Source organism: Geosporobacter ferrireducens (assembly GCF_001750685.1).
GTDB classification, from domain to species: domain Bacteria; phylum Bacillota; class Clostridia; order Peptostreptococcales; family Thermotaleaceae; genus Geosporobacter; species Geosporobacter ferrireducens.
In genome coordinates, this window is the sequence record NZ_CP017269.1 from 4,379,171 (window position 1) to 4,404,273 (window position 25,103).

Here is a 25,103-nt window from a genome sequence, read left to right on the forward strand (position 1 = left end):
GTAAAGGGGGACAAAAAAGAGTATGAAAGGAAACCGAATTTTTTTATTTCTATTTACATTTGTATTAATACTGACTTTTTCACTAAGGGTCTTTGCCATGGATGTAACCAACGAACAAAAGAGACTGGAGCAGTTGAACAAACAATTAAAAAATCAGCAGACAAAGCTAGTTCAAAATAAAAATCAAGAAAAAAATCTCAATACGCAGATCAAGGTTTTAGATGAAAAAATTGATAGCACAGAGAAGGAAATTGGTCAAATCAGTACAGATATTACTTTGACACAGAGGAAAATAAGCGAGACAAAAACGGAACTGCAATTAGCAGAAGCCAGTATAGATGATAAAAAAGATGTATTGAATGCAAGGCTTAGAGTGATGTACAAGAATGGAAATGTAGGTTATGCAGAAGTATTATTAGATTCTGCCAACATTGTAGAACTGTTTTCTAAGTTAGATATGGTGCAAAAAATATTTAATCATGATGTTGATTTGTTGAAATATATGAAACAGCAGCGGGATGCGGTAGAAATTAAGAAAAAAACTTTAGAGACCCAGCAATCCAAGATGGTAGCTATGGCAAAAAACATGGAAGTAAAGCAAAGAGATTTGGAACAAAGCCGTGGGGAAATAAGCCGTGCGAAGGCAAAGCTGCAGCAGGACAATAAGCAGCTGGAGGAACAGATCGATGCGTTGAACAAAGAGGCGAATCAACTGATTGCCACAATTAAGAAAAAGCAATCCAAAGGGGAATATGTAGGAGGCCAGATGGCTTGGCCGGCACCAGGTTACACGAGAGTTACTTCGCCCTTCGGAAATAGGATTCATCCTATATTAAAAACGAAAAAGATGCACACGGGTATTGATATTGGTATTCCTTCGGGAAAAAATGTAGTAGCGGCATTAGATGGAACAGTTATCCATGCAGATTGGCTTGGGGGTTATGGAAAGACGGTTATGATTGACCACGGTGGCGGAATTGTAACTTTATATGCCCATAATTCCAGTTTACTAGTTAAAGAAAACGATAAAGTAAAACGGGGAGATACGATTTCAAAAGCAGGTAGTACAGGAATGTCCACAGGTCCCCATCTACACTTCGAGGTCCGTAAAAACGGTGAATATGTAGATCCGCTACCTTGGGTGAAATAGAATAAGGAAGAGAATCAGTGTACTTAAAATGTAGGGGCAGGTTTCTGCGCCTGTCCCAAAATGGTATTGGTGAAAAATACAACGGTCAGGCATGAAAACAGCCCCTACTTTAATAAAAATATAAAGGAACATATGAAGGTGATCAAAAATCATTGAGGAGGTGGACTTGTGCTGCGTGAATTGGTAGAGAAGAATAGAAGCTATAGAAGATTCTATCAGGAGGTTCCTTTAGACAAAGGAATTTTAAAAGAACTGGTAGGCCTTGCCAGGCTAAGCGGGTCAGCTGGAAATCTGCAGCCTTTAAAATATATTCTTTCTTGTGAGGAAGAGGAAAATAGGTTGATTTTTCAGCATTTACGCTGGGCTGGATACTTAAAGGATTGGGCAGGCCCAGTGGAGGGAGAAAAGCCTTCGGGATATATTGTGATTCTTGGTGATACCACAATTTCGAAAAATTATTGGTGGGATCATGGTTTGGCATGTCAAAGTATTTTGCTGGGAGCCTGCGAAAAGGGATTGGGCGGATGCATGTTTGGCGCCTTTGACAGAAATGGTCTGATACGGGATTTAGATATACCGGAGCAATATGAAATTCTGGCAGTAATTGCATTAGGGAAACCTAAGGAGACTGTAGTATTAGAAAATCTTACGGATGGGCAAGATATCAAATACTGGAGAGATGATGCAGGTGTCCATCATGTGCCAAAGCGGGCTTTAGAAGATATAATTTTAGAACGGTGAAGGAATTCTCAGTGGCTAACGGAAGCATGTCAGTTTCTGTTAGTCTTTTCTTATGGACACTTTGCTGCTCTCTAGTATGATATACTATATATATTGACTAAAAAAGGAGCAGTGACATGAGCGCTTATAAAATAGATGATTGGAAAGATTTTAGGTTAGAGGACGTGCAAAGGCTGCAACAGCATTTAATTTACTGGTTCGAAAGAAATCATCGAAAATTACCCTGGAGAGAAACAAGAAATCCTTATTATATCTGGATTTCAGAGGTGATGCTGCAGCAAACCCGGGTGGACACAGTAATCCCTTATTTTTTGCGTTTCATCGATGCATTTCCTATGATAGAGAGCCTGGCGGCAGCCGAAGAAGAGGAAGTGCTGCAGTTATGGGCAGGCTTGGGATATTACTCAAGAGCAAGAAACATACACCGGGGTGCAAAGTTCATCTGTGAAATTTACAATGGAAAAATTCCAGAGGCTCGAAAAGAGCTGTTGAAAGTTCATGGAATTGGCCCCTATACAGCAGGCGCAATATTGAGTATTGCTTATGGAAAAGCAGCAGCAGCGGTAGATGGGAATGTTATGCGTGTGTTTTCCAGATTATTCTTAATCTATGAAGATATTAGCGAAGCCGGTACGAGAAAGATGATGGAAAGGCTTGGGGAAACAGTTGTTTCGGTAGAGAATCCATCTGCCTTTAATCAAGGACTAATGGAGCTGGGGGCCATGATATGTACGCCTAGTTCACCTAAATGCCTCCTTTGTCCCCTTCTATTGATCTGCAAAGCTAGAAAAGAGGGTGTGCAGGAAACCTTGCCGCTGAAGAAAAAGAAGGAGCCAGTTAAGCTTTTAAATATGGAGTTGGCCCTTCTGCAAAAAGAAGACAAAATATTGCTGACAAAGCGTCCTGCAGAAGGTTTATTGGCAAATCTCTGGGCATTGCCATCCACTGAAGAAATGATAGGGAATGCTCCTGGAAAAAGCATTGTAATGGAGTTACAGGAGAACTACGGGATAAAAACAGCCCAACCTCAGGCAGATATACAGAAAAGTCATATTTTTACCCATATGAAATGGAATATGCAGCTTTTCAGGTTAAAGCTCATATCCATGTCTGACATTGACTATCCGGAAATTCAATGGGTTTCTTTGAATGAAATCGGAAAATATGCGATTCCCACTGCCTTTTTAAAAGTAATCAAAGAGATTAAGATATAAAAGGATTTTACAAAATATTCATCAATAAAAACCAAAAAATATTATATACTTAGAGTATCGAAATAATAACAAAGAAGGTTGATAGCCTTGGAAACTGGATTTGTGAAAGAGCAGATGACAAAAAAGGAGATGCGCAAAAGAATTTACGCGATGATCTTGCCTATCAGCTTAGAAAATGTCTTGCAAATGTTAGCAGGCTTCGTTGCAATGGCCATGATTGGAAGAATCAGTACGATTGCCATCGGTGCTGTTGGATTGAGCATGCGAATTACACAAATCGTGTGGGCAATTTTCAAAGGGGTTACTACAGGTGCTACTATTTTTGCAGCTCAGGCCTATGGTGCTCAAGATTCTAAGAGACTTCGTCAGGTAGTTCAGCAAACTTTATTATCAGTCCTTCTGTTTGTGATCGGCATACAGCAGCTGATTTATTGGAAGGCACCTTTACTGGTCCATTGGCTGGGGGGAAAGGACGAGTTGTTGGAAAAGGGTACTTTGTATTTAAGGACGATTTCTTGGGGATTGCCCTTTATGGCAATTATGCTGGTGGTGGCTGGTGTATTGCAGGGGATGGGGAATGCCAAAACGCCTATGAAGATTGCTTTCATTATGAATGGTGTAAATATAGTAGGGAATTATCTGCTGATTTATGGCAATTTTGGATTCCCTTCCTTAGGGATCAGAGGTTCTGCTATGGCTACAGCCTTCGCTCAATTTATTGGTGCTGTGATTGGATTATATATCCTGTTTGGCAAGGGGGGGACATTGGAAGGTCTTTTTAGTCATTCTTTTTTCAGACCTGATTGGAGAAGGATATCAGAAATCTATAGACTAGGGACACCGACAGCTATGGAATCTATATTTTGGCAGTTCTGCACGATTCTGCTGACAAAATTGATTCTTACTTTTGGAGAAGTTGCATTAGCGGCACATCAGTTGGGGATTCAAGCGGAGGCCATTTCTTATATGCCTGCCATGGGCTTTAGTATTGCTGCCACTGCCTTTGTCGGTCAGTCCCTTGGTGCTAAAGAACCGGCTATGGCAAAAAAGTATTTGAAAGAAATTGTGCAGGGCTCTGTGGTGCTTACCAGCATTAGTATGGCGATTTTGCTCTTTTTACCTTATCAGGTAATGGGATTATTGACAAATCAAGTGGAAGTCATTCGTTTAGGTGCAGTATACCTAATGCTGATGGCATTTGTACAAATCCCCCAGAACTTGGCAGGCGTTTTATATGGAGCTATGCGCGGTGCTGGATTTACGAAGGCTCCGATGATTGTGGCAGGTACAGGTCTCTGGTTGGTTCGACTGCCTTTGGCCTATATCCTGTCCATCGGTTTCCGCCTGAATATTTATGGAATATGGTATGCGATTACATTTGATATGGCTTTTCGATTTATTCTAAGCTATTTACTATATAAGCGGAAAAATATATATGGTGAAGAAAGCAAATTTCAAACTGTGAATGATTAAAAATTTAAAAATATGGAAAAATATAGTTGCAAAGCAAACTAAATTAAAATATAATAATAGTTAACAAATAATTATTATTAATTATAGGAGGTATACAATGAACAACAAAACACTAGAAAACTTAATGGCGGCTTTTGCAGGTGAATCACAAGCTAATAGAAAATATTTGGCATATGCGAAAAAAGCAGAAGCAGAGGGATATGTAAATGCTGCGAAATTATTTAAAGCTGCTGCCGATGCTGAAACACTGCATGCCCATAAGCACTTTGAAGTTGCAGGCAAGCTGAAGTCTACTGTTGACAATCTAAAGGATGCTGTAAATGGGGAGACCTATGAATTTAAGGATATGTATCCTGAATTTTTAAAAATAGCACAGGAAGAGGACAATAAAGAAGCTGTTAGAACTTTTGAATATGCACTAAAGGCTGAAGAAGTTCATGCAAGACTGTACGAGGAAGCCTTAAATAATGTAGATAGTAAAGAAGAGGTATTCTACTACCTTTGTCCAGTCTGTGGAAACATTGAGAAAGTAGTGCCGGAGAAGTGTTTCATCTGTAATGTTCCAGGAAGTAAATTTATCAAATATTAATCAGTAATCTTACATAACAGGCCTCCATTTTTTGATATTTAATATCAGAAAATGGAGGCTTTACCTTCTGTATGTTTAAAATATATAGTACAATAGAATAGGGATGAAACATACTGAATATAGGGGTGACCGTGTGAAAAGAGAAGCAGTTTTAGACTACTACATTCGAAACGGAGAGATTTTTTCAATTCAAAGCCAGATGTTGGCGGATATTACTGGAGAGAATACCATTTATGAAGTGATACGTGTGATTGATGGTGTTGCGTTATATTTTGAAGAGCATATGGAAAGAATGAGAAAGTCCGCGGAAATTTTAGGCTATGCAATAAATAAATCAGATGGTGAAGTGTTTAGGGAGATTGAGAAATTAATAAAAATGAATAACAATCCCGACCTAAATATTAAACTGTTATGCAGCAATCTGCATCAGGAAAACCAAGACTTTTTGCTCTATTTTATGAAAAGTCATTATCCAGAACAAGCAGTATGTCGCAGAGGGATTCACACCATTCTTTTTGAGTCGGAACGAGAAAATCCCAACGCAAAGGTAGTCAACAATAATCTTCGTCAAAGAGTACAGGAAGCCATGGAGACTGCAAGGGCTTTTGAAGCGCTTTTGGTAAATAATGAGCATTATATTACGGAAGGAAGTCGATCAAACATTTTCTTCGTAAAAGAGGATCATTTGATTACAGCACCTCCAGGAGATGTATTGTTAGGGGTTACGAGAATGCGCATTATGGAAGTATGCAAAAAATTACAGATTCAGGTGAAGGAAGAACTTCTTCATGAGAGCCAATTGACAGAGATTGATGCTGCATTTATGACAGGGACCTCTGTGAATGTACTGCCTATTCATTCTATTGATGAAAGAATCTATCATTCAACAGAGAATTTAGTTCTTCAAACAGTTCAAAAGGGTTATTTAGCAGATATGGAAGCGTATATAAAAAATAGAAAAGCCAGAGATTAGCCTGGCTTCCTTGCATTATGGAGATAATTTGCAAATGCTCTAATTGATGATATAATGAAAGGCGTAATGATTTGTTATATTCAGTGGGATTAAGGAATAATATAGTATTATGTGGGCGACCAAAAAGATTGTCATTAAATAATTAATATTGGGGTGAGACTTACCATGATCAGCAAAAAAAATGCCGTTATTGGAGCAATTATTCTCGTAATGATTACGAGCATGGTTACTTTTACTGTTACAAATATCGTAACTTTAACTGTGGGAAATAAAGTGGTGATTTCCAAAAGTGACTTTGAGTACTATAGGGATATTCAAAAGACTTATAGCAAAGTTCTTGCTTTAAAGAACTTTATTGAGGAAAACTATTATAAACCCGTTGATACTGAAAAAATGGAAGATGGGATTATTAGAGGACTGTTTGCATCCCTGGAGGATCCCTATTCTGTTTATATGGATAACAAAGAATTTGACGATTTCATGGTTCATACGAAGGGTACATACGGCGGTATTGGCGTAATTATGACTCCGGGAGAAGATGGATTTGTTACAGTTGTTTCGCCAATTGAAGATACGCCTGGAGAGAGAGCAGGGCTTATTTCCGGGGATAAGATCATCAAGGTGGACGGAAAAGATGTAACGGCAGAAAAACTGGATGAAGCGGTAGCCATGATCAAGGGAGATCCAGGAACAAATGTTGAATTGACTGTATTTAGGGCGGGAAGAGAAGAACCCTTTGCTGTTAAGATTAGGCGGGAAGAAATAAGATTAAAGACTGTAAAGTCGAGAGTATTAGAGAATAATATCGGCTATATTCGAATTACCATGTTTGATGAGCAAACAGCAGATGACTTTAAAACTCAATTAAATCAGTTGAAAAAGCAAAATATAACCGGGTTGGTGGTAGATTTAAGAAACAACCCGGGAGGACTTTTAAGCGAATGTGTAAAAATTGCGGATGAACTCCTGGGTAAGCAGGTGATTGTTTATACTGAGGATCGGGCAGGAAAGCGGGAATATGAGCGTTCAAACGGGAAAATGGTAGGATTCCCGTATGTACTATTAGTGAATAAGGGCAGCGCCAGTGCATCAGAAATATTAGCCGGAGCAGTTAAAGACACAGAATCTGGTACGCTAATCGGTACCACAACCTTTGGAAAGGGATTGGTACAGCGGGTAAAACCATTAGAGGATGGAACGGGCTTTAAGCTCACGACTTCTCAATATTTTACGCCGAATGGAATTAATATCCATGGCAAAGGTATTGAACCGAATATTGTGGTAGAGTTGCCGGAAGAGCTCATTGAGCGAGGGAATATTACCGATGAAGAAGATTTGCAGCTTCAAAAAGGCTTGGAAGTATTAAAACAAAAAATAGGATTATAAAATAATGCTGCAGAGAATTATCTTTGCAGCATTATTTTTGCCTCTAAAGGATTGAGTGTAAGTCTTAAAATTCCTTCGTTTATGAAAAATTCCTTCTGATTGTCGAGAAGACTGATTAGCGCGTTGTTGCACCAGGAACGAATATCTACTTCTATATCTCGCTGCTGATCTGTACTTCGATTTATAAAGAGTAAGAAGGTTCCATTTTGCTTTACCTGGCCGAATACATCTTGATTGCCTGTAATTTGTCGTACCAGACCGTATACGTCATCACGGGCGTAAGCGGTATGCCAGCTGCCGGTTTGCAACGCGGCATGTTGATTACGGAGGGCAATAATAGCTTTATACCAGGAAAGAAGCTCCAGGTTTTCCTTTCCCCAAGGATAAGGAGCACGGTTATAAGGATCGCTGTAACCTTCCAGCCCTATTTCATCTCCATAATAGATGCAAGGCACCCCCGGAAAGCACATCTGCATCAGGGATAAAAGCTTCAGGCGTTTTATGGCTAATTCTCTTTGTGATGCCGATAGCTGATAATTTTTCTGATCTTTTTTGGAAAGTGTTTGTTGCTCTGGCGCTTCTCCCAAAAGTGTTAAAACACGAGGTACGTCATGGCTGCCGATTAAATTCATGGCAGCGTAAAAATGGTGCAGCGGGTAATTTTCATAAAGCTGTATCAGCTGCATATGCATTTCCTCTGCATCGATCCTTTCCAAAAAGAAATCCAGCAGAATCTTTCGAAAAGGGTAATTTGTAGGGGAATCCAGTTCTTCCCCAAGAAGGTACTCACGAAGTTCTCCATAGCTGGTTTTATTAGAAGCATCCTCCCATATTTCGCCAATCAATACGGAATCATCATCTATTGTATGCATGACAGCACGCAAGGACTTTATAAAGCTGTCAGGAAGTTCATCAGCAACATCTAACCGCCAGCCTTTGGCACCTAATTTCATCCAGTGCTTAATTACACTGTTTTCCTGATATAGAATAAAATCCTGGTAGAGGCTATTCGTTTCATCTACATTTGGCATGGTATCGATTCCCCACCAGCAATCGTAGCTGCCTGGATGATGATCAAAATGATACCAGGAATAGTAAGGAGAATCTGTAGATTGATAGGCGCCTAGAGAAGAATAGGTACCTTCCCGGTTAAAGTAAATGCTATTGCTGCCGGTATGACTAAAGACACCGTCTAAAATCACCAATATGCCGAGTTTTTTCCCTTCCGCACAAAGTCTTTGGAAAGTATCTTGATCTCCGTACATAGGGTCAATCCTATGATAATCAGCTGTATCATATTTATGATTGCTGTGGGCTTCAAAAATAGGATTCAAATAGAGTACGCCTATACCTAATTCATGAAGGTAGGGTAGTTTTGCTATTAGTCCCTGTAGATTTCCGCCGAAATAATCATAGCGAATAACCCTATGGGTATCTGGATCACGCTCATATTCCGGAAGCTCTGACCATTCACGCCGGAAAAAGTTTTTAGGAGCAGGTTCATAGGTGATCCCATCTGGATGGTGAGGAAAAAATCGATCTACATAAACTTGATACATTACGGAGGACTTAAACCAATCAGGAGTTCTTGTATTTGGTTGAAAAACTGTGATTTGATAAGACGGAGGCTCATGGGTGTAGATTTCTCCGGCACCGCCTGACTGGCTGGCATTATTGCCATAAAAATAGGTTTGATTCTGAAAATGAATTATAAAGAAATACCATATAAGTTTAGGGGTTTGCGGGGTTTCAATTTCTGCATGATAAATCCGATCCATCCTTTGATTTTCCAGCAGGGACATGGGATAGAGTTTTTCTTTTTCTTCTTCATTCCAAAGTCGAAGAAAAACCGTATCGGGAGGGACTTCAGATGCAATTTTGATACGCAGAGACACCCTTGCGCTGCAGGGGAGAGCGCCAAAGGGTGTCCGATAGATTTTTTCATGGGAGTTATGATAGATCCAATCTATACACAAAGAGTTCACCTGCTTTCTTTAGAACATTGGTTGATCAGGAATTGGGATGGTATGAATATTCCATATATCCCGTGCATATTCGCTGATGGTTTTATCACTAGAGAATTTTCCGGAATGAGCAATATTACAAATACTCATTTGAAGCCACTTGTATCGATTGTTATAGAGTTGGTTGATTTGATTATGTGCATCCACATAGGAAGAAAAATCCTTCAATACAAAGTACTCATCGTTATGATATAAAAATCCTTCATAAATACTGCGGAATTCATCTGGACCAACGGGAAGAAAGTTATTGACCAGCTGATCTAAAACTGTTTTGATTCTGCTGTCTCCGTGATATAAATTCCACGCATTATATCCACCTTCTTGATAATACTTTAATACTTGGTCTGCTGTGAGACCAAAAATGACAATGTTGTCTTTGCCGACTTCTTCCTTAATCTCAATATTGGCTCCATCTAAGGTGCCTATTGTTATAGCTCCATTCATCATAAATTTCATATTGCCTGTACCTGAGGCTTCCTTACTGGCAGTTGAGATTTGTTCACTCACATCGGCCGCAGGAAAAATCTGCTCTCCCAAGGATACATTATAGTTCTCCATAAAAATTACTTTCAACTTATCTTTAATACGAGAATCTTGATTGACAACAGAAGCTAAGGTGTTAATTAACTTGATTGTCTGTTTCGCCATATAGTAGCTTGGGGCAGCTTTTCCGCCAAATATAAAGGTTCGTGGATGTATATCCAAGTTAGGATCTTCGCGGAGGCGGTTATAGAGGTTCATAATATGCAGTACATTGAGAACTTGTCGCTTATAACCGTGAATTCGTTTAATCTGCACATCAAATATAGAGTTGGGATCAACTGCGACCTGATATTTATCTTGAATAAGAGCCGCCAGCGCAGCTTTGTTATGCTGCTTTATCCTATGAGTCTCTTCTTGAAATACTGGATCATGGGCATAGTGCTCCAACTGTTGAAGCTTTTTTGAATCCTGGAGCCAATCAGAACCAATGGTGTCAGTAATTAAATGAGCCAGTTTAGGATTAGATTTCAGCAGCCATCTTCTAGGTGTAATGCCGTTGGTCTTATTATTAAATTTGTGTGGATAATAATCATAAAAATTAGACATGACTTGATTCTTTAGAATTTCTGTATGGATTTTTGCTACACCATTAATACTCTTGCTGCCTACAGCAGCAAGATGGGCCATGTGTACATAACCATCGGATAAAACTGCCATAGAGCGAATTTTATTCCAATCTCCCGGGTATTTCTGCCAGAGGCTGCTGCAGAAACGTTCATTGATTTCGTGAACGATCATATAGATTCTGGGCAGAAGGGTTTGAAAGATATCAATAGGCCATTTTTCAAGGGCTTCGGGCAAAATTGTATGATTGGTATAAGAGATCGTACGGGTGGTAATCTCCCATGCTTCATCCCATCCCATTTCTTCTTCATCAATTAGAATACGCATAAGTTCAGGAATAGCCAATACCGGATGGGTATCGTTGATGTGAATGGCTACTCTCTCGTGAAAATACTTCAGATCTGCATGATGTTTTTTATAACGGCGCACAATACTTTGAATACCTGCCGACACAAAGAAGTACTGCTGCTTTAACCGCAACACTCTTCCTTCCAGGTGATTGTCATCGGGGTAGAGCACCTGCGATATAGACTCTACCTCATATTTATATTTCACAGCATTTAGATAGTCGCCTCGATTAAAGGTAGAAAAGTCAAAGTCTTTCATCGTTGTCTCAGCGCTCCAAAGCCGCAGCGTATTGATGGTATTGTTCCTAAATCCCACAATGGGTGTATCATAAGGAACGGCCAAAACTGGATCAAAATTTTCGTGTATAAAGAGTGTGCGGCCATCTGCCTGGTCTAAGCGAACATTTCCTCCAAATCTTACCTCTACGGCTTTATCAGCTTTCCGAATTTCCCACACATTTCCGTACTTCAGCCAGTTATCCGGCAGCTCGACCTGATAACCGTCTACAATCTTTTGTTCAAAAAAACCATATTTATATCGGATACCACAACCATGGCCTGGCAGCTGCAGAAAGGCTAAAGAATCTAAAAAGCAAGCTGCCAAACGGCCTAAACCGCCATTTCCTAGACCGGCGTCAGGTTCCAGCTCTTCAATCTGATCTAGATGAATTCCCAGTTCCTCAAGCGCTTCTGTACAAATTTCCCCTAAGTTAAGTTTTAATAGATTCGCATTCATTAATTTTCCTAAAAGAAACTCTAGAGAAAAATAATAGGTTTCTTTATCTTCCATAGTGGCATAGGTATTGTTGCTTGCAATCCACTTTCGACTGATAAAATCCCGGATAACAGCACCTAAGGTTAAGTACTGATCCATGGGTGTAGCTTCCGTAATTTCTTTACCATGCATAGATTGAAATTTATCGAGATATAATTTTTTAAAATATTCTTTCGTAATAATCAAATCTACCACCCCCGGTATTATTTTGGATCCGGTTTATGCAACAAACACTGGTATAAGTTGATATATTCTTCTGCTGATTTTTTCCAACTATAGTCACAGTGAATGGCATTTTTGAAGATTCTATCCCAAATCTTTTTATCCTGATAATATTGTAAGGCCCGTTTAAGGGTATATAGCATGTCATGGGCATTATAGTGGGTAAAGCTAAAGCCATTTCCTTCTTGTGTATACTCATTGTAGGATTGAACCGTATCCTTCAGACCTCCCGTTTCGCGGACAACAGGAATACTGCCATACCGCAGCGCTATCAACTGTCCAATACCGCAGGGTTCAAAGCGTGAGGGCATGAGAAATAAATCTGATGCAGCATAAATCTGATGGGCTAATCTATCGTCAAATTGTATTCTTACTGCAAGCTTGTGGGGGTAACGGCCTGCGCAGCTGCGAAATAATTCTTCATATTTTGTTTCTCCGGTACCTAGTACTATCATTTGCAGATCCAAAGTAAGAAGGTCCTCCAGCACATGTGCAATCAAATCTAATCCTTTCGAACTGACCAATCGGGATATAATTGTTACCATTGGAATTTCACTATTTATTGGCAAATCTAAACTTTCTTGCAGTTTTTCCTTGTTAAGCGCTTTTTTAGAGAGAGAACGGACATAGTGTGACGCTATATAGGGATCTGTATTAGGATTATAAATCGTATAATCAATTCCATTGACAATTCCGTATAGGTATTTTTTCCTTTTTCGAAGCAGTCCATCTAAGGTTTCTCCAAAATAGGGAGTTTGTATTTCCTCTGCATAAGTTTTACTAACGGTAGTCAGCAGATCAGAGAAAATGATCCCTGCTTTCATATAATTGATTTGTCCATGGTATTCTAAGGTATCAATTGTAAAATAATGATCGTCTAATCCTAATAAATCTGAAAGGATGCTATAGGGAAATATACCCTGATACATAAGGTTATGAATCGTGTAGATTGCTTTTATCTTTCGATAGAATTCAGTGCTGCTAAGATGAGTTTTAAGAAAAACACTGATCATTGCAGTATGCCAGTCATGACAATGAAGAATATCCGGTTGAAAGTCAATGTGAGGTAAAATTTCAAGAACTGCACGACTGAAGAATGCAAAACGTTCTGCGTCATCCTCATAGCCATATAAACCCTCGCGACCAAAGTAATATTTGTTGTCTATGAAATAGAAGGGGATCCCTTCATAGACTAGGGTTTCAATTCCACAGTACTGCGTTCTCCATCCCAATGGGACAGTAATACTTTTTATAGGTGTCATTTGTTCTTTCCAATGGGAGGGAATGGATTCGTATTTGGGTATAATAACCCGTATGTCGATCTCTTTTTGAAGCAGCGCCTTAGGAAGAGAACCAATAACATCTGCAAGGCCGCCTGTTTTAATGAAGGGAGTACCTTCTGCAGCGGCAAATAAAACTTTAATCATTTGTTTATCCTCCTTTCTTATATGCGGGATTTCTTTTCGATAATGATTGGGTATTCTTTCAGACCTGCCAATTGCTTTTCAGCAGATACACGAACCTCCTTATCCAAAATGACATTTTCCAGTTCTGCATTTTCACCAATTACGCAGTTTTGAAGAATAATACTGTTGCGGATCTTTGCGCCCTTATGAATTCGAACGCCTCTGAAAAGGACGCTGTTTTCAACAGCTCCGTTTATAACGCAGCCATTGGCTACCAAGGCATTCTTTACCATGGCATGCTCCATGTATTTTACAGGGGCCTGATCTTTAACTTTTGTATAGATCAAACCTGACTTTAAAAATACTTCCTCCCATATATCAGGGTTCAGCAAATCCATGTTATGTCTATAGTAGCTTTGTACAGAATGAATGCGCCCTACATAGCCTGAATGATGATAGCCATAAACTTTGTAGCGTTGTAGGTTTTTCAGAATGCCATCCAGGATAAAGTCGTAACCACCTTTAGAAATACACTCATCGATGATGTCAATCAACCGCGTTCTTTCTAGAAGATACATTTCCATGGATATTTTATTGCTCCGTTGCTTGATGGGGTTGATTTCCAAGTCGGTGACTTGACCGGAAGGAGTAGTATGGAGAAATGTAGATTTAGAAAAATCATGAACTTCACCATTTTCTTCTGTGTATATCATCGTTATGTCTGCTTGTTTTTGCTGATGTACTTGTAAAATCTGGTTGTAATTGATGTTGCAGACCATGTTTGCGCCAGAAATAGCAACATATCTCTGACGGCTTTTTTGAAGATATTCCAGATTGGCATGAAAATTGTCCAGATCTCCTTTTTGCATGCCCAGCGGACAATTATTATAGGCTGGGGGGAGAATAAAAAGCCCATCCCGTTTGCGGTCTAGGTCCCATTCTTTGCCTGAACGGAGATGATCCATTAAGGAACGGTATTTGCCCTGAACTAAGATGCCCACATTGCGAATCCCTGAATTAACCATATTCGACAGTACAAAATCAATCATACGATATCTGCCGCCAAAGGGCACTGAAGCCATATATCTGTTTGCAGTCAGTTCTTTTAACTGATTTCCATTTTTCGTATTATTAATAATCCCCATTATCAAACTCATACCCATCACTCCATTATCTAATGATTGTAAATACAATAAGTTTCCAAACCGTAACACCCTATATAAAACTAAATCTCATCATCTAATATACTTACGGATGGAATTAATCCTCCTGAGAAACCATAGCGCCGTTTGAAATAATCGTTGCTCTTGGAATATCCATACCTTCTCCAATAACTGTAATTTCACCGTAATTCGGATCCCCGCGGAAGTAGAAGTCATCCAGATCTTCACAACCGATAAAAGCTCTCTTTCTGATGACAGAAGCCTCACCGATAATGGCTTTTTCAATACATACATTAGCGCCTATTTTCACATAAGGCATAATGACAGAATTTCTAATCTTTGCGCCAGTACCTACATATACACCAGGGAAGATCACAGAGTTTTCAACTTCACCTAAAATTAGACAGCCTTCATTGATTAAAGAGCGTCGTATTCTTGCATTGGGTGCGATATAGTTAGGCGGTTGTGTAGGATTGACCGAGTATATACGCCAGTGGGGATCATATAGATCCAACTCAGGATGATCAGAAAGTAAGTCCATATTAGCTTCCCAGAAGCTTTCTATAGTACCCACGTCCTTCCAATAGCCTGAAAAACGATAAGCATACATTTTTTCATTCCTTTGAAGCATGGCAGGGATAATGTTCTTACCAAAATCATGACTAGAACCATGTGTTTGTTCATCTTCGATTAAATACTTTTTTAAGATAGACCACTTGAAGATATAGATGCCCATAGATGCCAGATTATTTTGGGGATGGGCCGGTTTTTCATCAAATTCTATGATTCGATCCATTTCATTTGTATTCATAATTCCGAAACGGCTTGCTTCCGCTAATGGAACCTCTATAACTGATATGGTAGCATCCGCATTTCTTTTTTTATGTTCCTCCATCATGGGGCTATAGTCCATTTTATAGATATGATCTCCTGATAAAATCAGCACATTTTCAGGATTATGCTGGTCGATAAAATCTATATTTTGATAAATGGCATTGGCTGTACCCTTATACCATTCTCCACCTTGCTCTTTGACAAAAGGCGGGAGTACGGTAACACCGCCGTTTTTTCTATCTAGATTCCAAGAACGGCCGATACCGATATAAGAATTTAGCACTAAAGGTTTATATTGTGTCAAGACACCTACGGTATCAATATCTGAGTTAGCACAATTGCTTAAAGTAAAATCAATGATGCGGTATTTACCGCCAAATGGAACTGCGGGTTTTGCCAGTCGTTTTGTTAGAATACCTAAACGACTGCCTTGTCCTCCTGCCAATATCATGGCAATACATTCTTTTTTCATCACACGGTATTCCCCCTTTAATGGTTTAACACTCTTCCATGGGATTTGCCGAGGGCTTTTGATATTTTAGGAACAAGGTTGCCAGCGGAGGAACCTTCAATACTATAGAGTGCGGTTGACTATGCCAAGGTTGGGAATCCGCTGCCAGTGTACAGTGATTGGATTGTCCGGAACCCCCAAAACAAACCATGTCACTGTTGAATAATTCTACATAGTGCCCTTTCTTTGGTACACCGATCCGATAATTGTCATATACGATCGGCGTAAAGTTACAAAGTATAATGATAAACGCCTCAGGGTCTTTGCCCATACGCATAAAGGTAATAATACTATGCTGATAATCATGAGGATCAATCCACTGAAAACCTTGCCAGTCGTGGTCATAGGTCCATAAAGCGGATTCTTGGCGATACAGGCAGTTTAGTTTTTCTACATAAAGGTGCAGCTTGCGGTGCATATCATAATCAAGTAAAAACCAATCTAAACCTTTTTGTTCATCCCACTCGATAAATTGGCCGAATTCTCCACCCATAAAAATCAACTTCTTACCGGGATGAGCTATCATATATCCATAAAAAGCACGTAATGATGCGAACTTTTGCCAATAATCTCCTGGCATCTTATTTAGTAAAGATTTTTTCCCGTGAACTACTTCGTCATGGGATAAAGGTAAAATAAAATTTTCTGAAAAGGCATACATTAGTGAGAAGGTAAGCAGTTCGTGATGCCATTTGCGGTGGATGGAATCTGTCTGCATATAACGAAGCATATCATTCATCCATCCCATATTCCATTTGTAATTATAGCCGAGACCACCCAGGTAAGTAGGCTTTGATACCATAGGCCATTGGGTAGATTCCTCTGCAATCATCAATGCACAGGGGAAATAAGAGAATACTGTTTCATTTAACTTTTTCATAAAGTCTACGGCTTCCAGATTTTCCTTGCCTCCATGAATATTAGGAACCCACTGGCCGGCCTCTTTGCCATAATCCAAATAGAGCATACTGGCTACTGCATCAACCCGCAATCCATCAATGTGAAAAACGTCAAGCCAGAATATGGCGTTAGAAATTAAAAAGCTTCTGACTTCCGGCTTGCCCAGATCGAAGGATAGAGTTCCCCAATGAAAATTCTCGGCGCGCATTGGATTCGCGTATTCATAGAGCGGTGTCCCGTCAAATTGCCGTAGCCCATGGGCATCTTTGCAAAAATGTCCAGGAACCCAATCCAGTATGACACCGATCTCTTTTTGATGGCACTGATCTACAAAATACATAAAATCCTGAGGTTCACCGTATCTACTAGTGACAGCAAAATAACCTGTAGACTGGTATCCCCAAGAACCGTCGAAAGGATGTTCCGTAAGCGGAAGAATTTCAATATGGGTATAACCCATATTAACTACATAGGGAATCAATTCCTCTGCTAAATCACGATAAGAATAAAAAGAGCCATCTGCTTTTCGCTTCCACGAACCCAAGTGAACCTCATAGATTAACATAGGACTGTCATACATAGCAGACGAATTTTTACTAGAAAGCCAAGCTTTATCCTGCCAACCATATGTATCAAGATTACTGATTCTAGAAGCCGTTCCGGGGCGAAATTCGCTGCTGAAACCATAGGGATCAGCTTTATAAAGGATTTCTCCCTGTTGTGTATAGATTAGATATTTGTATAGGCCTCCATCTTGAATACCAGAAATAAATAGATTCCAAATACCCGATTCTTTAGTCTTAGTCATTTGATATCCATTGGGATCCCAATGGTTGAAGTCTCCAACAACTGCTACTTGAAGGGCATTGGGAGCCCATAGGGAAAAGCGGACACCCTCCAAGTCGCCATCCATCGTTTTGTGGGCACCAAGGAATTTATAGCTGTGGGCATGAGTTCCTTGATGGAATAGGTAGAGATCGAAATCGCTTATGGTTTGTAGCTTCATGGGTTATAACACCCCTTTCATTCTTTGGTTTTTTACACGTATATTATGTCTATACCCAATGGCTGTAAAGTATAACTAAATAGCCACAATAACAAAAAATTATAATTACATTTTCTGTCGAAATGATTGAAGGTGAAAAGTTGTGTTTAGAATAGAAATGGAACGGTTTTTACTGTAGACTATAGGTATGTGACAATAATATTCCAGCCTAAAAGATATATGCCCGATGAAAAGAAAATATTCCAAAATGATTCAAACAGAATGGTAAAAAAGGAGGGGTGTTTTTGAACGATTGGCTTCAGCTGTTTCAAATGGCTTTTTTATCGCTTATGACAGCGATTGTTAATCCCTTGTTTTGGCTGGTATTTATTCTGGTCATGATTCAATATAAGAAAATCATAAAAATGGAAATGAGTATTCTTGGGATGCCTAAGCATTCCATAAAGGATAAAATGAGAAATGCTCTATGGATGGGACTTTTGGGAGGATTTATTGGAACAATATTCTTCATTCTGTTGGGTATTACCCTACAACCTAAGGATTTTACTTATATTTTACCGATGGCAGTTTTTATGATGATGATTAATGCCCGGTATATCTGTTTTTCTTATGCGGGAGGATTATTGAGCCTGTTTAGTTTGGTCTTCGGGTTTCCACAGATTAATGTTTCCAGTATTATGGCAATTGTAGCGCTGCTCCATTTGGTAGAGAGTATGCTGATCTGGCTTGATGGAGATAAGGATGCGACACCTATTTTTATGAAGGATCCCAGATATGGTGTAATAGGCGGCTTTATGCTGCAGCGATTTTGGCCGATACCTTTTACCGTATTACTTTTATCAATGGGGACTAGTGAAGGTGCAAGAGAGCTGAACCTCTCGGATTGGTGGCCGCTATTTCGAGCACAAATAAACAGCATTAATCTGGAGCAAACAATGCTTCAAATGTCTGTAGTAGTAGCAGCTCTAGGCTATGGCGATATTGCTTTATCTGCTACACCAAAGGAAAAAACCAGAAAGTCATCTTTGCGATTATTAGCCTACAGCCTGATTCTATTGCTTCTTTCTGTGATTTCTACCAGGTTGCAAGTATTTCAATATATTGCGGCTTTATTCGCTCCTTTCGGACACGAAGCCTTGATTATTTATGGGCAAAAAGAAGAAAAAAGATTAAAGCCTATTTTTCGCAATTATTCAGAAGGTGTCACCGTATTAGATGTGATGCAGGATGGATACGGCAGAGAGATGGGTTTAAGACCAGGAGATGTCATTTTAAAAATTAATAATCGTATGATTACGAACCAGGAGAGTATTCGGGAAGTATTATACGATTTTCCATCTTATATTTGGGTGGACATCATAACGAGAAAGGGCATTCGAAAAACTCTGGAGCATAAAGACTACAGGAGAGGAATTAGAAATCTGGACATCATTGTGATTCCAGAACAGGCAGAAGTATTGTTTCAACCGCAAACCTCCTTTAGCTTGGGAACGAAATTGATCAAAAAGGTTTTTGGAAAACAAAAAACGACAATGTAGATACGTGGTATGTTTATGTTATGAGAGATTATTCATGCTGTATTTTCAAAAGGCAAGTGGTTGAACGCAGAAACCCTTGCTCTTTTTATGGAGAGTTTTTCACAAGCATCCTGTCAGAAGATTTAAGAGATAGGGCTGTGAAAAAACTTGGTAAAAAATATCAGTTAATTGTCAACAATAGGACTATGGACCTGATTACACAGAATAAAAACATGATAACATATAATATAAAAGTCCTGTACATCAAGATTCGAAAAATACATGATTAGAATTTGTTTTGCACTTTATAAAATTAATAGACCAGAGAGAAGGGACGTATATATGTTAAAGGTTGTTATTGGAGAAGATAATCGGCATGAAAGACTGATGCTGAAAAAAATGTTAAATCGGATCTCCGATTTAGTCGTAGAGGGAGAAGCAGATAATGGACCAGATCTCATTGAATTGGTAGATAAGTTGAAGCCGCAGATTGTATTTTTAGATATTAATATGCCTAAAATGAGTGGACTAGAGGCGGCAATAGAGTTGCTGGATATTAATCCTCAAATATTTATTATTTTTGCGACGGCATATGACCATTATACGAGAGAGGCTTTCGATGTTTATGCCTTTGATTATTTAGTAAAGCCATATGATTTTGAAAGAATTGTAAAAACGGTGGATCGCATCAAGCGGTTTGTATATTATCCTTTTAACGGAATTAGACAGGCTGAAAAGGCTGTGGAATATGACAGCATCCAGATGAATAATAGGCATCAGCATATGATCATACAAGCCGATGAACGTTTGATCTTTATTAAAATGAAAGAGATTATTCTGATAACCCGGAATAGCAGAAAAACTGAAATTCATACCCATAGGGGTGTTTATAAGATTAGCGAATCTCTGGAGAAAATCGAGAGCAAACTGGATGATAGCTTTTTCAGGTGCCATAGAGGATATATTATCAACGTAGACAAAATTGTGGGAATGCATCCGTGGGGAAATAAAACCTACCTGGTACAGCTGGAAAATACCAAAGAGACAGCCCTCATTACGATGGAGAAGCTAAAATTATTTCGACAAATATATTGTATGTTATAATAATGAGAGAACCTATCAAAGTAGATGATTTGATCAAGAAAAACACCTTTTTAGCCAAAAAAAAGACAAAGTCATACAAAATATTGCCTATATCCTTTTTTAGTTTTATATAATAAATAGGAAAATAGTAACCGTTAAAACTGAAAAATGTCAAATGATATTGATGAAGGGACGGTTCATGATTACGGTATGCTTACAGAAACTGAAGATCAGGACGGCAGATCTATTGATGATCGGGCAGTAGACTTCATGGATACTTCTTACAGTATAGTTACCGGCATTTACGCTCCATTTATGGAGTGTTTTTAATATCTACAGGGGGGATGAAGAATTATGGAGGAAGGATATCGACGGGATATAGAAGCTTTAAATGATGGTTTCTGGGATTGGAATTTGCTGACCAATGAAGTATATTTTTCAGAATCGTGGAAAAACATGCTGGGCTTTTCAGGAGAGGAAATAAGTTCGACTTTTAAGGAATGGGAGGAGCGGATTCATCCGAAGGAATTGACAAGGGTATGGGAGAAGCTAAGACAACACTTAGAAGGAAAAACATCTTTTTTTCGGATAGAGCATCAGTTGAAATGTAAAGACGGAAGCTATAAATGGGTACTTACAAGGGGAAAAGTAATTGCTTATAGCACTAATGGCAGACCTCAGCGAATTATTGGTATACTAGTAGACAGAAGTCAACAAAAAGAAATGGAGAAGAGGATCTCTGTGCAGCAGAAAAATTTGGACAAAATACTGAATGCAACAAAAGAACTTGTTTTGGCTGTAGATCAGGATGGGAAAATCGTATTTGCCAATCAAAGATTTTTAAAGCGAATGGGGTATGCTTTAGAAGCATTAATAAAACAGAATGTGAAAATTATCCATCCCCCAGAAAACAAAGATGAAGGAATGGTACTTATTCGAGAAATGCTGCGTGGGACAATAGAGGCATGCGAAATGAAGTTACATACCCGGAAGGGGGAAACCTTTCCTGTAAAAGTTAAAATAACAATGATTGAATGGAATGGATCGCCGGTGATTCTTGGATTTTTTAGAGATTTAACTGAAATGAGAAATCTGAAAGAGGAAATCAGTCAGAGAAAGCTGCTGCAGAAAGCTGTTTTCAACAGCATGCCCTGTATTGGATGGATAAAGGATCTTGAAGGCCGGTATATGGCAATTAGCCAGACATTTGAAGAGATCAGCGGATATAGAGAGGAAGAGATTATAGGAAAGAAAGATATGGACTTTTGGCAGGAAAACCTTGGGGTTAGCCATATTGACTCAGATGGGGAAGTACATCAGGGAAGACAAGTTAGCTTTGAAAGAAAGATTGAAAAAGGGCAGGGATCGATATGGCTTGAAATTTTTAAAACACCCCTTATAAATGATATGGGAAATGTTGTCGGCAGTACGGGTATAGCCAGGGATATCACGGAAAAAAAAGAGCTCCAGAAGCAGCTGAAAGCAGCAAAGGAAGAAGCTGCAGCAGCAAATTTAGCCAAAAGTCAATTTTTAGCCAATGTGTCCCATGAAATCAGAACACCTTTAAACAGTATTATTGGTTTTCTAGAGCTCTTATGCGATAGTCATTTAAATGCAGAGCAGTATGAATATGTGAACGAAGTCAAGTCCGCATCAAAGTCCCTGCTGGCATTAATGAATACGATATTAGATTTCTCAAAGATAGAGGCTGAAAAAATAATCCTTGATTACAAAAAATTCTGTTTGATAGATTTGGTTGAAGAAACGATGGCTTCATTTATCTCTGATGCTCAAAAAAAAGGTATAGATATTGTTTCCTATGTAGAATGGGATATGCCACAGTCTCTCATGGGAGATAGTTTTCGATTAAAGCAGGTTCTAAATCATCTCGTGGAAAACGCAGTGAAATTTACAGATGAGGGAGCCGTTTACCTTTGCGTGAAAAGAATTGGGGGCGAAAGAGACAGAGTTAAATTAAAGTTTGAAGTAATGGATACAGGAAAGGGGATTCATGAAGAGGATATAAATAAACTTATTGAGCCCTTCACCAAAGGAGACATTTCAACATCTATAAAATATGAAGGAACAGGTTTGGGGCTTGCAATCACTACAAAAATATTGGAAGCTATGAGAAGCAGTGTCTCGGTGATCAGCGAAGTTGGAAAAGGCTCTAATTTTAGCTTTGTCGTGGATTTTGATGTTTTCCGTGAGCAGGAAGAATTGCATGAGCTGCCGGTACAAAAAGATATGCCTATTGAGAGAATTGACAAAGCAGAGCCTGAAGAAGATGCGAAAAAACATGTAAAAGTGCTATTGGTAGAGGACAGTATCACCAATAGAAGAATGATGCAAAAGACATTGGAAAAGAATGGGATGCGCTGCGATTGTGCAGAAAATGGGCAGGAAGCTTTGGAAAAGATGAAAAAGATCAAATACGATATTATTCTTATGGACTGCCAAATGCCAATTATGGATGGATATACAGCAACCAAGGAAATACGGAAAAAGGAAAAGCCGGGCGAGCACAGTCTGATTATTGCTTTAACAGCGAATGCCCTTAGAGGAGATAGGGAAAAATGCTTAAAAGCAGGAATGGATGATTATATCAGCAAACCCATAGATATTAATCAATTATTCAACAAAATCAACGGATATCTGAAGATGGAAAAAACTATTCTGGAAGTACAAAAGCAGGAATATACAGATCCTTTATACCGGCTTACAGAGGAGATTGGATTTGAAAGAGAAGAAGCAAGAGAATTTTTGCTGGATTATATAGAGGAAACCATTAATGCAACGCTTTCAGAAATAGAGGCTGTCCAAAGAGAACAAAAGGATCCTTCAATTGAGAAATATATACATGGACTAAAGGGAACTTCTTTAAATTTCGGATTGACAGAAGTATATGAAAAGTCAAAGAAGCTGGAAGAATTCTATCATGATGCCGATATTGAAAACAGTCTATTTTTTCTTCATCAAATTGAAAATGAATTATTGGTGTTGAAAGAGCGCTTTAAAGAAAATCGGATATCCTGAATTCGATTTTGTTGAATATATCGGAGGATAGGTTCTCTAAAAGAAAAACGATAGCAAATGAGTAAAAAACTTAAGGTGCTGCTAAAGTTATATTAAAAAACCCCGATGAGGGGTTTTTTAATAGACAACGATGTAGATAAGGGCTATATCGTTGTTTTTTGTTTCATTTTATTTGCATACATTCTTTGGTCTGCAATTTTGATGAGATCCCGTCCTTCAGTAGAGTCCTCCGGGAAACAAGAAATCCCAAAGCTAAAACGAACATGAAAGCAATGCTCCTCATAGCAAACAGGATTATTGAGTAATTTTTCTCTAATTTGGCGAATCTTTTGATAAGTATTTTCGAAGCCACTGTTTAAGAATACGGCTACAAATTCATCGCCGCCTAAACGAGAGAGTATATCGGACTCCCGGACATTCTCCATCAATGTTTTAGCAAAGTGCTTGATTGCTAAATCACCAACAACGTGCCCGAAATGATCATTAATTTGCTTTAATTCATCTAAGTCAATAACGCAAATACAATACCGCTCAGCGTAGCGCTTTGCCCGCTTGTCCAAATTGGTGTACAGTTCTTCAAAATAATGACGGTTGTAGGTGTGTGTAAGGGCATCATGACGAGAGAGGTAGAGGGTTTTTTCAAAAAGCCGGACATTCTTAATGGCGATCCCCACTTGGTTGGCAAAATACTCCATTAAACGAACCTCTTCTTCACGGAAGGCATTTTCATCAAAAATATTATCTACATTAATCAGACCATAAAACTCTTTGTCGACAATGATTGGTGCACAAATGGTAGCGCGGATGTCTAGCGCATGGGCATCATTAAGTTTATTTAAATTGGTTTCAGACATATTTTTACGGTTAAATGCCTGAGGATTCTTAATGATGCAAGCTCTTAGGGATTCTCCCTTTGTGTATGCATGAATAAAGGTTTCTTCTAGAGATAAAGTGATGTGTGTCAGGCTTTCTGCATCATAGCCATAAATTGCACGATATTCTAATTTTCCATCGGAGTTTGTAATTATAATGCTGCCCTTATCGGCGCTGTCGATGATGCTCACAGCTTTTTCCAATACTAGCTGCAGCAGCTCATCAAGATTATGGATGCTAACAATCGAATTGCTAATTTCCAGCATGGCCTCATTCAACATATTGCTCTTTGCCAGTTCTCGATTTACCCGCATGAGTATGTTCATGCTGCTTAACTGATTATTTAGCTTTTTAAAATTTTTAGAATGATATAGATGATTCAGCCACAATGGAAGAATCACAAAAATGGCTGTCACAGCAGGGTGTAGTTTCGTTGCAGTGTAACCGAAAACAGGCAGGCTCAAATATATTAGAAAAAGTATACTTACTAAAAGGATTAAAACAATAGAGAATGGGATAGGCTGTCTCTTGGACAAATTAAGTCACCTTCACTTAGATAGAATTTAATAGTATGTTAACATTCTATAAAAATTGATAATATCCTTTTGGCAATAGATTATTTTGTAATAATAAAACATTTTTAAAAAGAGAAAAAACCAAGGAGAAGAATTGACTTTCCTAAGAGAGAACGATATAATTTACTATGCGAACAAATGTTTGATAGGTGGAAGATATTGTACAATAATAGATAAAAATTCCTATGGTATAATTTG

Annotated in this window: 18 protein-coding genes; 11 read left to right on the top strand and 7 right to left on the bottom strand. The window is 38.7% G+C overall.

The window, feature by feature from the left end; translation table 11 throughout:
* Positions 1 to 22 precede the first annotated feature (22 nt).
* The 7 genes from Gferi_RS20600 to Gferi_RS20630 all read left to right on the top strand — a co-directional run bounded on the left by Gferi_RS20600 (position 23) and on the right by Gferi_RS20630 (position 7,526).
* Positions 23 to 1,150, top strand: a complete 1,128-nt coding sequence (locus tag Gferi_RS20600) for a murein hydrolase activator EnvC family protein (protein WP_069979856.1) — start codon at positions 23 to 25, stop codon at positions 1,148 to 1,150.
* 168 nt (positions 1,151 to 1,318) lie between these two features.
* The gene (locus Gferi_RS20605; protein WP_069979858.1) at positions 1,319 to 1,891 is read left to right on the top strand and encodes a nitroreductase family protein; all 573 of its coding nucleotides are present in this window, start codon (positions 1,319 to 1,321) and stop codon (positions 1,889 to 1,891) included.
* 116 nt (positions 1,892 to 2,007) lie between these two features.
* The gene (gene mutY, locus Gferi_RS20610; protein ID WP_069979860.1) at positions 2,008 to 3,105 is read left to right on the top strand and encodes an A/G-specific adenine glycosylase; all 1,098 of its coding nucleotides are present in this window, start codon (positions 2,008 to 2,010) and stop codon (positions 3,103 to 3,105) included.
* Between the two features lie 87 nt (positions 3,106 to 3,192).
* Positions 3,193 to 4,578 (top strand): MATE family efflux transporter, encoded by a 1,386-nt coding sequence (locus Gferi_RS20615; protein ID WP_236932632.1) that lies wholly within the window; start codon positions 3,193 to 3,195, stop codon positions 4,576 to 4,578.
* A gap of 97 nt (positions 4,579 to 4,675) precedes the next feature.
* Positions 4,676 to 5,167, top strand: coding sequence for a rubrerythrin family protein (locus Gferi_RS20620; protein ID WP_069979862.1), 492 nt, complete (start codon positions 4,676 to 4,678; stop codon positions 5,165 to 5,167).
* A 133-nt stretch (positions 5,168 to 5,300) separates the two neighbouring features.
* Positions 5,301 to 6,140, top strand: a complete 840-nt coding sequence (locus Gferi_RS20625) for an aminotransferase class IV (RefSeq protein ID WP_236932633.1) — start codon at positions 5,301 to 5,303, stop codon at positions 6,138 to 6,140.
* Positions 6,141 to 6,305: 165 nt separating this feature from the next.
* A complete protein-coding gene (locus Gferi_RS20630) occupies positions 6,306 to 7,526 on the top strand; it encodes a S41 family peptidase (RefSeq protein WP_156782448.1) in 1,221 nt (406 codons plus the stop codon).
* Positions 7,527 to 7,543: 17 nt separating this feature from the next.
* On the opposite strand, the gene Gferi_RS20635 is transcribed toward Gferi_RS20630, so the two are convergent.
* The 6 genes from Gferi_RS20635 to glgB all read right to left on the bottom strand — a co-directional run bounded on the left by Gferi_RS20635 (position 7,544) and on the right by glgB (position 17,821).
* Positions 7,544 to 9,502 (bottom strand): glycoside hydrolase family 13 protein, encoded by a 1,959-nt coding sequence (locus Gferi_RS20635; protein WP_083273671.1) that lies wholly within the window; start codon positions 9,500 to 9,502, stop codon positions 7,544 to 7,546.
* Positions 9,503 to 9,520: 18 nt separating this feature from the next.
* Positions 9,521 to 11,965, bottom strand: coding sequence for a glycogen/starch/alpha-glucan phosphorylase (locus tag Gferi_RS20640; protein WP_069979868.1), 2,445 nt, complete (start codon positions 11,963 to 11,965; stop codon positions 9,521 to 9,523).
* Positions 11,966 to 11,982: 17 nt separating this feature from the next.
* A complete protein-coding gene (gene glgA, locus Gferi_RS20645; RefSeq protein ID WP_069979870.1) occupies positions 11,983 to 13,428 on the bottom strand; it encodes a glycogen synthase GlgA in 1,446 nt (481 codons plus the stop codon).
* A gap of 17 nt (positions 13,429 to 13,445) precedes the next feature.
* Positions 13,446 to 14,564 carry a glucose-1-phosphate adenylyltransferase subunit GlgD gene (gene glgD / locus Gferi_RS20650; protein WP_069979872.1) on the bottom strand — a complete coding sequence of 373 codons (1,119 nt, stop codon included), beginning with the start codon at positions 14,562 to 14,564 and terminating at the stop codon, positions 13,446 to 13,448.
* A gap of 103 nt (positions 14,565 to 14,667) precedes the next feature.
* Positions 14,668 to 15,876 (bottom strand): glucose-1-phosphate adenylyltransferase, encoded by a 1,209-nt coding sequence (locus tag Gferi_RS20655; RefSeq protein WP_069981542.1) that lies wholly within the window; start codon positions 15,874 to 15,876, stop codon positions 14,668 to 14,670.
* A gap of 25 nt (positions 15,877 to 15,901) precedes the next feature.
* Entirely contained in the window at positions 15,902 to 17,821 is a 1,920-nt protein-coding gene (gene glgB / locus Gferi_RS20660) for a 1,4-alpha-glucan branching protein GlgB (RefSeq protein WP_069979874.1), read from the bottom strand.
* A 284-nt stretch (positions 17,822 to 18,105) separates the two neighbouring features.
* Here glgB and Gferi_RS20665 point away from each other — a divergent pair, with 284 nt between their 5' ends.
* From Gferi_RS20665 to Gferi_RS20675, 4 genes are all read left to right on the top strand, one after another.
* Positions 18,106 to 19,359 (top strand): PDZ domain-containing protein, encoded by a 1,254-nt coding sequence (locus Gferi_RS20665; RefSeq protein WP_083273673.1) that lies wholly within the window; start codon positions 18,106 to 18,108, stop codon positions 19,357 to 19,359.
* A 321-nt stretch (positions 19,360 to 19,680) separates the two neighbouring features.
* Positions 19,681 to 20,442: a LytR/AlgR family response regulator transcription factor gene (locus tag Gferi_RS20670; RefSeq protein ID WP_069979876.1), complete on the top strand. Its 762-nt coding sequence runs from the start codon at positions 19,681 to 19,683 to the stop codon at positions 20,440 to 20,442.
* Between the two features lie 147 nt (positions 20,443 to 20,589).
* Positions 20,590 to 20,751: a hypothetical protein gene (locus tag Gferi_RS28270; protein ID WP_156782449.1), complete on the top strand. Its 162-nt coding sequence runs from the start codon at positions 20,590 to 20,592 to the stop codon at positions 20,749 to 20,751.
* Between the two features lie 24 nt (positions 20,752 to 20,775).
* Entirely contained in the window at positions 20,776 to 23,457 is a 2,682-nt protein-coding gene (locus tag Gferi_RS20675; RefSeq protein ID WP_069979878.1) for a PAS domain S-box protein, read from the top strand.
* A gap of 143 nt (positions 23,458 to 23,600) precedes the next feature.
* Here the strand turns inward: Gferi_RS20675 and Gferi_RS20680 are convergent, their stop codons facing one another.
* The gene (locus Gferi_RS20680; RefSeq protein WP_069979879.1) at positions 23,601 to 24,866 is read right to left on the bottom strand and encodes a sensor domain-containing diguanylate cyclase; all 1,266 of its coding nucleotides are present in this window, start codon (positions 24,864 to 24,866) and stop codon (positions 23,601 to 23,603) included.
* Positions 24,867 to 25,103: the final 237 nt, after the last annotated feature.